Raw genomic sequence first — 9,309 nt, 5'->3', positions numbered from 1 at the left:
GGCCTAGTTCTCGTCGTCGAAGCCCGTGTAGAAGTGGGCGCCGTCGAAGCCGGGAACCGAGTCCTTCAGCGACAGGCCCATCTCGGTGAGCTTGTCCTTGACCTCGTCGACCGACTTCTGACCGAAGTTGCGGATGTTCATGAGCTGCGACTCGCTGAGGGCGACGAGCTCCGACACCGTGTTGATGCCCTCGCGCTTCAGGCAGTTGTAGCTGCGCACCGACAGGTCGAGGTCCTCGATCGGGATCGAGAGCTCGCTCGAGAGCACGGCGTCGACCGGCGCGGGGCCGATCTCGATGCCCTCGGCCGCGGTGTTCAGCTCGCGCGCGAGGCCGAACAGCTCGGTGAGGGTGCGACCGGCCGAGGCGATGGCGTCGCGCGGCGAGATCGCCGGCTTCGTCTCGACGTCGACCACGAGGCGGTCGAAGTCGGTGCGCTCGCCGGCACGGGTGGCCTCGACGCGGTAGGTGACCTTGAGCACCGGCGAGTAGATCGAGTCGACCGGGATCTGGCCGGCCTCCGAGTACTCGTTGCGGTTCTGCGAAGCCGAGACGTAGCCGCGGCCGCGCTCGATCGTGAGCTCGAGCTCGAACTTCGCCGAGTCGTTGAGCGTCGCGATGACGAGCTCGGGGTTGTGCACCTCGACGCCGGCCGGAGCCGAGATGTCGGCGGCGGTGACCTCACCGGCACCCTGCTTGCGCAGGTACGCGGTGATGGGCTCGTCGTGCTCGCTGGAGACGACCAGGTTCTTGATGTTGAGGATGATCTCGGTGACGTCCTCCTTCACCCCGGGCACCGTCGAGAACTCGTGCAGCACGCCGTCGATGCGGATGCTCGTCACGGCCGCGCCGGGGATCGAGGAGAGGAGGGTACGGCGAAGCGAGTTGCCGAGGGTGTAACCGAAGCCCGGCTCGAGGGGCTCGATCACGAAACGCGAACGGAACTCCGAGATGTTCTCTTCGGTGAGCGTCGGGCGCTGTGCGATCAGCACTGTTGATTCCTTTCGGCAGGGTGTCCGCTATATGACACCTGCGAGGTCGAGGATCTTGAGTTGTGAGAGAACGGATGCCGCGTGGTCGGCCGGAACGCGCGTTCCGGCCGACCTCGCGGCGTGGAGGAGTTAGACGCGGCGGCGCTTCGGCGGGCGGCAGCCGTTGTGCGCCTGCGGCGTCACGTCGTTGATGCTGCCGACCTCGAGGCCCGCGGCCTGGAGCGAGCGGATCGCGGTCTCACGGCCCGAGCCGGGGCCCTTGACGAACACGTCGACCTTCTTCATGCCGTGCTCCTGCGCCTGGCGCGCGGCCGACTCGGCGGCGAGCTGCGCGGCGAACGGGGTCGACTTGCGCGAGCCCTTGAAGCCGACGCCGCCGGAGGAGGCCCAGCTGATCACGGCACCGTTGGTGTCGGTGATCGAGACGATCGTGTTGTTGAACGTCGACTTGATGTGGGCCTGGCCCACGGCGATGTTCTTCTTTTCCTTCTTGCGCGGCTTGCGAGTAGCCGCCTTGGGTGCTGCCATGTGTGAAATCTCCTAGATCTGGCGACGAGCGGTTACTTGCGGCCGGGCTTCTTCTTGCCGGCGACGGTGCGCTTCGGGCCCTTGCGGGTGCGAGCGTTGGTCTTGGTGCGCTGACCGCGGACCGGGAGGCCCCGGCGGTGGCGCAGACCCTCGTACGAGCCGATCTCGACCTTGCGGCGGATGTCGGCGGCCACCTCGCGGCGGAGGTCGCCCTCGACCTTGAAGTTGCCCTCGATGTAGTCGCGGAGGGCGACGAGCTGGTCGTCGGTGAGGTCCTTCACGCGGATGTTGCCGTCGATGCCGGTCTCCGCGAGGGTCGTCAGCGCGCGAGTGCGGCCGACGCCGTAGATGTACGTCAGTGCGATCTCCACGCGCTTCTCGCGCGGGATGTCGACTCCTGCCAGACGTGCCATGTTGTGGCTTCTCCTGTTTTCGAAGTGGAGGTGTGGAGCACTGCCGGTGCCCGGGCCTCCGTCCCGAGGTGTCCCCCGCACGGAGCGGGTTCTGGCAGTGCCGATTCGGTGTTCAGTTGTGTGCTCCGGGGCGCGCACGCGGGCACGCCCCGGCGTCTCGCGACTAGCCCTGGCGCTGCTTGTGGCGCGGGTTCTCGCAGATGACCATCACGCGGCCGTGGCGGCGGATGACCTTGCACTTGTCGCAGATGCGCTTGACGCTGGGGTTGACCTTCACAGTGGTTCCTCTTGGATCGCTGTCCTCGTACCCGCGGGGTGCCGCGGGCCGTTACTTTCCGGCAGCCCTTACTTGTAGCGGTAGACGATGCGGCCGCGCGTCAGGTCGTACGGGCTCAGCTCCACGATCACGCGGTCCTCGGGGAGGATGCGGATGTAGTGCTGGCGCATCTTTCCTGAGATGTGCGCGAGGACCTTGTGCCCGTTGGTCAGTTCCACCCGGAACATCGCGTTCGGGAGTGCCTCGATGACCGAGCCTTCGATCTCGATGACGCCGTCTTTCTTGGCCATAGCCTCACTATCGCTTGGAGTTGGGGATGCTGGTCGTGCGATGATGCTGCACACGAGGCCCCGGGCGACCGCGTTCCGGCCGCAGGGCCGGTCGTCGGGCACGCCGAGGCAGGCGGGCAGAACACCAAGGGTCAACTTTAGGACATTTCCGCCGGTTTCGCCAGTCGAGGCGCACCCGACGGGCCGGGACCCGGCCAGAACGACCTCGGATGCCGCGGCAGCGGCTCAATCGCGCGTGTACGCCGCCTCGTCGGCGGCTGCGGCCCGGGCGGCCCGGGCGTCCTCCGCGACGAGTGCGGCGCGCGCGATACGCCGCGCGTCGGAGGCGGTCACCCGCGCGAGGCCCGCCCGTACGCCGGCGAGCGCCGAGGCCGACATCGACAGGCTCGTGGCCCCGAGGCCGACGAGCACGACGGCGAGGAGCGGATCTGCGGCGGCCTCGCCGCACACGCCGATCGGTCGGCCGAGCGCGGCACCGGCCTCGCCGACCTCGCCGATGAGCCGGAGCACCGCCGGGTGCCACGGGTCCTGCAGTTCGGCGGCACCCGCGAGCTCGCGGTCGGCGGCCATCGTGTACTGGGTCAGGTCGTTGGTGCCGATCGAGGCGAAGTCGACGGCGGCGAGCACGTGCCGCGCGGCGAGCGCCGCCGCCGGCACCTCGATCATCACACCCGCCGACGGCAGCCCGGCCTCGCGGACGAGGTCTGCGAAGTACCTCGCCTCCTCGGCCGTCGCGACCATCGGCGCCATCACCCTGAGGTCGACCGTGTGCCCGGCGGCCGCTGCGCCGAGGGCCGCGAGCTGGTCGCGCAGCACGGGCTCCGCCTGTCGCAGCGCGCGGATTCCGCGCACCCCGAGCGCCGGATTGGCCTCGTGCCGGATGCCGAGGAAGGCCAACGGCTTGTCGGCGCCGGCGTCGAGCACCCGCACGACGACGCGTTGCCCCTCGAACGCGGCGAAGAGCGCCTCGTACGCCGCCTGCTGCGCGACTCGCGACGGCGCACGCTCGGCGTCGAGGAAGAGGAACTCGGTACGGAAGAGGCCCACCCCCTCCGCTCCCAGCCGGAGGGCCTCCGCCGCGCCCGACGGGTCGCCGAGGTTCGCCTGCAGCAGCACGGCCGTGCCGTCGGCGAGGCGCCCGGGGCCGACGGGGGCGTCGGCCTCTTCGGCGAGCCGCGCGCGCCGTTCGGAGGCCGCCTCGAGCGCGACCGCGTCGGGCTCGCGCGTGACCCGTCCGGCATCGGCGTCGACGACGACCGTCTCGCCGTCGACGAGCCCGGCGGCGCCGGCGGCACCCACCACGGCGACGAGCCCCTTCTCCCGCGCGAGGATCGCCGTGTGCGAGGTCGGGCCGCCCTCGACGGTCACGATGGCGAGCACCCGGTCGAGATCGAGCGTGGCGGTGTCGGCGGGCGCGAGATCATGGGCGACGAGCACGAACGGATGCCCGGGGTCGGGTACGCCGGGCGCCGGAACATCGTGCAGCTCCGCGATCACGCGCTGCGCGAGGTCTTCGAGGTCGTTCGCCCGTTCCGCGAGATAGCCCCCCATGCCCGCGAGCAGGTCGCGATAGCCCGCGAACGCGTCGAAGACGGCGCGTTCGGCCGTGATCCCGGCGGCGAGGCGCTCGGTGACGCTCGCGTGCACGGCCGGGTCCTCCAGGATGAGCGCCTGCGCCTCGAGCACGTCGTGGGCGGCGCCGGTCGTATCCGCTGAGCGACGACGGAGCTCGGCGGCGACCGCCGCTGCGGCGGCCTCGGCCCGAGCGAGCTCGTCGTCCGCGCCGATCGCGCTCGGCGCCGACGACGGTTCGGGCTGCGGCGGCGCCATCCGGGCGACCGGGCCGACTGCGACCCCTCGACCGATGCCCGTCCCGATGATCTCCATCTGCAGAACCCCCGGTTCGAGTCGTCGGGGGCCGCGCGAAGCGCTCCCCCGTTCACCCTATCCCGCAGTGCGCGCGGAGGCTCCGGCGATCAGGCGATCGGCGCCGGAACGATGCCGAACGGGCCCAGGCCCGCTGCGCCGCCGTCCTCCGCGGTGAGCACCCAGATCCCGCCCGCGTGCACCGCGACGCTGTGCTCCCAGTGGGCGGCATCGGCGCCGTCGGCGGTCGTCACCGTCCAGTCGTCGTCGCGCACGAACGTGTCGACGGCGCCCGCGACGAGCATCGGCTCGATCGCGACGACGAGGCCGGGCTTCACCGCGGGCCCCTTGCGATCGACCCGGTAGTTGAACACCGGCGGCTCCTCGTGCATCTGACGACCGATGCCGTGGCCGACGTAATCGGTGAGGATGCCGTAGTCGCCCTCGCCCGTGACGTACTCCTCGATCGCGGCGCCCACCTCGTTGAGGTGCGATGCCCGGGCGAGCGCCGCGATGCCGTGCCACAGCGCGGCCTCGGTCACCCGCGAGAGCTCCTCGCGCGCCGCCACGATCTCGGGCCGGGCGGGATCGGGGATGACCAGGCTGAACGCCGAGTCGCCGTTCCAGCCGCCCACGTCGGCTCCGCCGTCGACCGACACCAGGTCGCCGGCGCGGAACGGGCGATCACCCGGGATGCCGTGCACGATGTCGTCGTTCACCGAGACGCACAGCGTGTGCCGGTACCCCGGCACGAGCTTGAAGTTCGATCTGCCGCCGGCCGCGACGATCGCCCGCTCGGCGGCGGCGTCGAGTTCGAGCCCCGTCGCCCCCGGCACGATGCGGCGTCGGGCCTCGGCGAGGGCGTCGGCCGTCGCCCGGCCGGCCGCGACCATCGCGCGGAGATCGGTCGGCGACTTGTAGATCGAGCGGCGGAACACCGCGCTCAGGCCGCGGCGCCCGGGTGGCGCGGAGCGAGCCCCCGTGCCGCGAGCGCCTCGAAGATGCGCGCCGTGACGTCGGCGAGGGCGCCGACGCCGTCGATGCGGAGGACGAGCCCCCGTGCACGGTACACGTCGAGGATCGGCGCGGTCTCGCGCTCGTAGATCGCGAGACGGTTGGCGATCACCTCTTCGGTGTCGTCCGTGCGGCCCTGCTCGACGGCGCGCTGGTGGATGCGCTTGATCGACTCGTCGCGCGGCACCTCGAGTTCGATGACGGCGTCGAGCGATTCGCCGCGCGAGGCGAGGAACTCGTCGAGGTCGTCGACCTGGCCCCGATTGCGCGGGTAGCCGTCGAGGAGGAACCCGGCCGAGGCATCGGGCTGCTGGAGCCGGTCGCGCACGAGCTCGCTCGTGAGCGCGTCTGGCACCAGGTCGCCCGCCTCGATGATCGCCTGGACCCGCTTGCCGAGCTCGGTGCCGCCCGCGACGTTCGCGCGGAAGATGTCGCCCGTGGCGACCTGGGGCACGCCGAAGGCGGCGGCGACGAGCACGCCCTGCGTGCCCTTGCCGGAGCCCTGCGGTCCGACGATCAGGAAACGGGCCGAGGTCGCGGCGGCCCCGCTCGCGGAGGTCGGCGTCATCGGAGAAGTCCTTCGTAGTGTCGCTGCTGGAGCTGGGCGTCGATCTGCTTCACCGTCTCGAGCCCGACGCCGACGATGATCAGGATGGACGCGCCGCCGAACGGGAAGTTCTGGTTCGCGCCGACCATCGAGAACGCGATGAGCGGGATGAGGGCGATGAGGCCGAGGTAGATCGAACCCGGCGCGGTGATGCGCGTGAGCACGTAGTCGAGGTATTCGGCGGTCGGACGGCCGGCACGGATGCCCGGGATGAACCCGCCGTACTTCTTCATGTTCTCCGACACCTCGTCGGGGTTGAAGGTGATCGCGACGTAGAAGTAGGTGAACCCGACGATGAGCAGGAAGTAGAGCAGCATGTAGAGCGGGTGGTCGCCCTTGGTCAGGTAGTTCGTGATCCACACGACCCAGGCCTGGGGGTCCTCGCCCTGCTTCGCCTGGTTGAACTGCGCGATGAGCGCCGGCAGGTACAGCAGCGACGAGGCGAAGATGACGGGCACGACGCCGGCCATGTTGACCTTGATCGGGATGTAGGTGTTGTTGCCGCCGTAGGTGCGGCGGCCGACCATGCGCTTCGCGTACTGCACCGGGATGCGCCGTTGCGATTGCTCGACGAAGACGACCGCGACGACGATCGCGAGTCCGACGAGGATGACGATCGCGAAGACGTCCCAACCGCGGGCGATGCCGATGGCCCAGAGCGAGCCGGGGAACTGGGCGGCGATCGACGTGAAGATGAGGAGCGACATGCCGTTGCCGATGCCGCGCTCGGTGATGAGCTCACCCATCCACATGATGAGGCCCGTACCGGCGGTCATCGTGATCACCATCAGGAGGATCGCGTACCAGGCGTCGTTCGTGATGAGGGCGGAGCACGCCGGGTCGGCCGTCGGGAAGAGCGCGCCGGAGCGGGCGACCGTGATGAGCGTCGTCGACTGCAGGACGCCGAGGGCGATCGTGAGGTAGCGGGTGTACTGCGTGAGCTTGCCCTGGCCCGCCTGGCCCTCCTTGTAGAGGGTCTCGAAGTGGGGGATCACGACGCGGAGCAGCTGCACGATGATCGACGCGGTGATGTACGGCATGATGCCGAGCGCGAAGACCGAGAGCTGCAGCAGCGCACCGCCCGAGAACAGGTTCACGAGGTCGTAGAGGCCCGTCGCGCCTGCGGCGGCATTGGCCGCGAGGCACTGCTGCACGTTGCCGAAGTCGACGAACGGCGCGGGGATGAAGGATCCGAGCCGGAACAGGGCCACGATGCCCAGCGTGAACCCGAGCTTGCGGCGAAGATCCGGCGTGCGGAAGATCCGCCCGATGGCGTTGAACACTCGTCCTCCTGTTGCTCCGCGCTAGGCGCCGGTGCGGCACGCGGAGTTCGTTCGTATACGACTCGAGCCAGTCGAGACCCCGCTAATCCTACGCGAGGTCCCGACTGGCTCGAACCAATCGTGAGTCCGGTCTTACTTGACCGAGCCGCCGGCGGCGACGATCTTCTGCTCGGCCGAGCCGGAGACCTTGTCGACGGCCACGTTGAGCTTCACCTGCAGGTCGCCGTTGCCGAGCACCTTGACGCGCTCGTTCTTGCGGACCGCACCCTTCTCGACGAGGTCGGCGACGGTGACGTCTCCGCCCTTCGGGTAGAGCTCGGCGAGCTTGTCCAGGTTGACGACCTGGTACTCGACGCGGAAGGGGTTCTTGAAGCCGCGGAGCTTCGGCGCACGCATGTGGTACGGAAGCTGGCCGCCCTCGAAGCCGGGGCGCACCGTGTTGCGGGCCTTCGTGCCCTTGGTGCCGCGACCGGCGGTCTTGCCCTTCGAACCCTCACCGCGACCGACGCGGGTCTTGTCCTTCTTGGCGCCGGGCGCCGGGCGCAGGTGGTGCACCTTCAGGACCTGCTCGCGCTTCTCCGCGACGTCGGCCTTGGGGGCCGCCTTCTTCGCGGGAGCCTTCTTCGCAGGGGCCTTCTCGGCCGCAGCGCTGTCGGACTTCGCGGCAGCGGCCTTCGCCGGAGCCTTCTTCGCAGGAGCCTTCTCGGCCGGGGCCTTCTCAGCAGCCGCCTTGGCGGGCGCCTTCTTGGCCGGAGCCTTCTTCGGGGTCTCCTCGGCGACGTTCTTCTCGTCAGCCATTAGTCAATCTCCTCAACCTTCACGAGGTGAGCGACGGTGTTGACGTACCCGCGGTTCTGCGGGGTGTCCTCACGCACGACCGACTGGCCGATTCGCTTGAGCCCGAGGCTGCGCAGCGTGTCACGCTGGTACTGCTTCTCGCTCACCTTGGACTTGATCTGGGTCACCTTGAGCTGCTTGGCCATCAGGCACCTGCCTTCGCTGCTGCAGCGGCCTCGGCCGCCTGTGCCTCGGCACGGATGAGGCGCGCCGGGGCGACCTCGTCGTAGTCGAGACCACGACGGGCGGCGACGGCACGCGGCTCCTCGAGCTGCTTGAGCGACTCGACCGTGGCGTGCACGATGTTGATCGTGTTCGACGAGCCGAGCGACTTCGACAGCACGTCGTGGATGCCGGCGCACTCGAGCACGGCGCGCACCGGACCACCGGCGATGACACCGGTACCGGGCGAAGCCGGACGCAGGAGCACGACGCCGGCAGCGGCCTCGCCCTGCACGGGGTGCGGGATGGTGGTGCCGACGCGCGGGACGCGGAAGAAGTTCTTCTTCGCCTCCTCGACGCCCTTCGAGATCGCCGTCGGGACCTCGCGCGCCTTGCCGTAGCCGACGCCGACGAGACCGTTGCCGTCACCCACGACGACGAGCGCCGTGAAGCTGAAGCGACGGCCGCCCTTGACGACCTTCGACACGCGGTTGATGGTGACGACGCGCTCGAGGAACTGGCTCTTCTCGGCGTCGCGGCCGCCGCGGTCGCGGCCGCCCTGGTTGCGGTCGCGGCCACCACGGCGCGAGTCGCGCTCGTTGCGGGCCGGCTCCGAAGCCGCAGCCGTCTCGACGGGTGCCTCTGCAGTCACCTCGGGCTCCTTCACATTGCTGTTCTCGCTCACAGGCTCAGCCCTGCCTCTCGCGCTCCATCGGCGATCGCGGCGACGCGACCGGCGTACTTGTTGCCGCCGCGGTCGAACACGACCGCCTCGACGCCGGCCTGCTTGGCGCGCTCGGCGACCAGCTCGCCGACCTTCTTGGCCTTGGCGGTCTTGTCACCGTCGAACGCGCGGAGGTCGGCCTCCATGGTCGACGCCGACGCGAGGGTGTGGCCCTTGGCGTCGTCGACGACCTGCACGAAGACGTGGCGGGCCGAACGGGTGACGACGAGACGGGGGCGGACCTCCGTGCCGACGATCTTCTTGCGAAGGCGGGTGTGGCGACGCGAACGCGAAGCCGTCTTGCTCTTCACGGCCATG

At 69.9% G+C, this 9,309-nt stretch carries 13 protein-coding genes; all 13 read right to left on the bottom strand.

Annotated features, from left to right (window positions below; translation table 11 throughout):
• Positions 1 to 3 precede the first annotated feature (3 nt).
• The 13 genes from LR269_RS07455 to rplR all read right to left on the bottom strand — a co-directional run bounded on the left by LR269_RS07455 (position 4) and on the right by rplR (position 9,308).
• Positions 4 to 990, bottom strand: coding sequence for a DNA-directed RNA polymerase subunit alpha (locus LR269_RS07455; protein ID WP_204395444.1), 987 nt, complete (start codon positions 988 to 990; stop codon positions 4 to 6).
• 129 nt (positions 991 to 1,119) lie between these two features.
• Entirely contained in the window at positions 1,120 to 1,518 is a 399-nt protein-coding gene (gene rpsK, locus LR269_RS07450; protein ID WP_022889749.1) for a 30S ribosomal protein S11, read from the bottom strand.
• 32 nt (positions 1,519 to 1,550) lie between these two features.
• On the bottom strand, positions 1,551 to 1,931 hold the full coding sequence (gene rpsM, locus LR269_RS07445; protein WP_231430112.1) for a 30S ribosomal protein S13: 381 nt from the start codon (positions 1,929 to 1,931) through the stop codon (positions 1,551 to 1,553).
• A gap of 163 nt (positions 1,932 to 2,094) precedes the next feature.
• Complete coding sequence (gene rpmJ, locus LR269_RS07440; RefSeq protein ID WP_056734976.1) at positions 2,095 to 2,208, bottom strand: 50S ribosomal protein L36; 114 nt, start codon at positions 2,206 to 2,208, stop codon at positions 2,095 to 2,097.
• A gap of 68 nt (positions 2,209 to 2,276) precedes the next feature.
• Positions 2,277 to 2,498, bottom strand: coding sequence for a translation initiation factor IF-1 (gene infA / locus LR269_RS07435; RefSeq protein ID WP_011186713.1), 222 nt, complete (start codon positions 2,496 to 2,498; stop codon positions 2,277 to 2,279).
• Between the two features lie 225 nt (positions 2,499 to 2,723).
• The gene (ptsP, locus tag LR269_RS07430) at positions 2,724 to 4,385 is read right to left on the bottom strand and encodes a phosphoenolpyruvate--protein phosphotransferase (RefSeq protein WP_231430111.1); all 1,662 of its coding nucleotides are present in this window, start codon (positions 4,383 to 4,385) and stop codon (positions 2,724 to 2,726) included.
• Positions 4,386 to 4,474: 89 nt separating this feature from the next.
• Entirely contained in the window at positions 4,475 to 5,302 is an 828-nt protein-coding gene (gene map, locus LR269_RS07425; protein WP_308191628.1) for a type I methionyl aminopeptidase, read from the bottom strand.
• Positions 5,303 to 5,307: 5 nt separating this feature from the next.
• Complete coding sequence (locus tag LR269_RS07420; protein ID WP_231430110.1) at positions 5,308 to 5,946, bottom strand: adenylate kinase; 639 nt, start codon at positions 5,944 to 5,946, stop codon at positions 5,308 to 5,310.
• The gene (gene secY / locus LR269_RS07415) at positions 5,943 to 7,268 is read right to left on the bottom strand and encodes a preprotein translocase subunit SecY (RefSeq protein WP_231430109.1); all 1,326 of its coding nucleotides are present in this window, start codon (positions 7,266 to 7,268) and stop codon (positions 5,943 to 5,945) included. Before secY ends, LR269_RS07420 begins: the two co-directional genes overlap by 4 nt.
• A gap of 132 nt (positions 7,269 to 7,400) precedes the next feature.
• Positions 7,401 to 8,066 (bottom strand): 50S ribosomal protein L15, encoded by a 666-nt coding sequence (rplO, locus tag LR269_RS07410; RefSeq protein WP_231430108.1) that lies wholly within the window; start codon positions 8,064 to 8,066, stop codon positions 7,401 to 7,403.
• Positions 8,066 to 8,251, bottom strand: coding sequence for a 50S ribosomal protein L30 (gene rpmD / locus LR269_RS07405; protein ID WP_022889741.1), 186 nt, complete (start codon positions 8,249 to 8,251; stop codon positions 8,066 to 8,068). Before rpmD ends, rplO begins: the two co-directional genes overlap by 1 nt.
• A complete protein-coding gene (gene rpsE / locus LR269_RS07400; RefSeq protein WP_374201161.1) occupies positions 8,251 to 8,934 on the bottom strand; it encodes a 30S ribosomal protein S5 in 684 nt (227 codons plus the stop codon). The genes rpmD and rpsE overlap by 1 nt, the downstream gene beginning before the upstream one ends.
• Before the next feature lie 14 nt (positions 8,935 to 8,948).
• Positions 8,949 to 9,308 carry a 50S ribosomal protein L18 gene (rplR, locus tag LR269_RS07395; protein ID WP_231430107.1) on the bottom strand — a complete coding sequence of 120 codons (360 nt, stop codon included), beginning with the start codon at positions 9,306 to 9,308 and terminating at the stop codon, positions 8,949 to 8,951.
• Position 9,309: the final 1 nt, after the last annotated feature.

This window comes from Agromyces sp. S2-1-8 (assembly GCF_021129215.1).
Taxonomy (GTDB): domain Bacteria; phylum Actinomycetota; class Actinomycetes; order Actinomycetales; family Microbacteriaceae; genus Agromyces; species Agromyces chromiiresistens.
The sequence above is the reverse complement of the archived record's forward strand: the minus strand, read 5'-3'. Positions and strand labels throughout refer to the sequence as shown.

What these genes read in the sequence shown, in the direction of transcription:
- rpsK (WP_022889749.1), bottom strand. Translation starts at nt 1,518, where the DNA reads ATGGCAGCACCCAAGGCGGCTACTCGCAAGCCGCGCAAGAAGGAAAAG.
- rpsM (WP_231430112.1), bottom strand. Translation starts at nt 1,931, where the DNA reads ATGGCACGTCTGGCAGGAGTCGACATCCCGCGCGAGAAGCGCGTGGAG.
- infA (WP_011186713.1), bottom strand. Translation starts at nt 2,498, where the DNA reads ATGGCCAAGAAAGACGGCGTCATCGAGATCGAAGGCTCGGTCATCGAG.
- ptsP (WP_231430111.1), bottom strand. Translation starts at nt 4,385, where the DNA reads ATGGAGATCATCGGGACGGGCATCGGTCGAGGGGTCGCAGTCGGCCCG.
- LR269_RS07420 (WP_231430110.1), bottom strand. Translation starts at nt 5,946, where the DNA reads ATGACGCCGACCTCCGCGAGCGGGGCCGCCGCGACCTCGGCCCGTTTC.
- rplO (WP_231430108.1), bottom strand. Translation starts at nt 8,066, where the DNA reads ATGGCTGACGAGAAGAACGTCGCCGAGGAGACCCCGAAGAAGGCTCCG.
- rpmD (WP_022889741.1), bottom strand. Translation starts at nt 8,251, where the DNA reads ATGGCCAAGCAGCTCAAGGTGACCCAGATCAAGTCCAAGGTGAGCGAG.
- rplR (WP_231430107.1), bottom strand. Translation starts at nt 9,308, where the DNA reads ATGGCCGTGAAGAGCAAGACGGCTTCGCGTTCGCGTCGCCACACCCGC.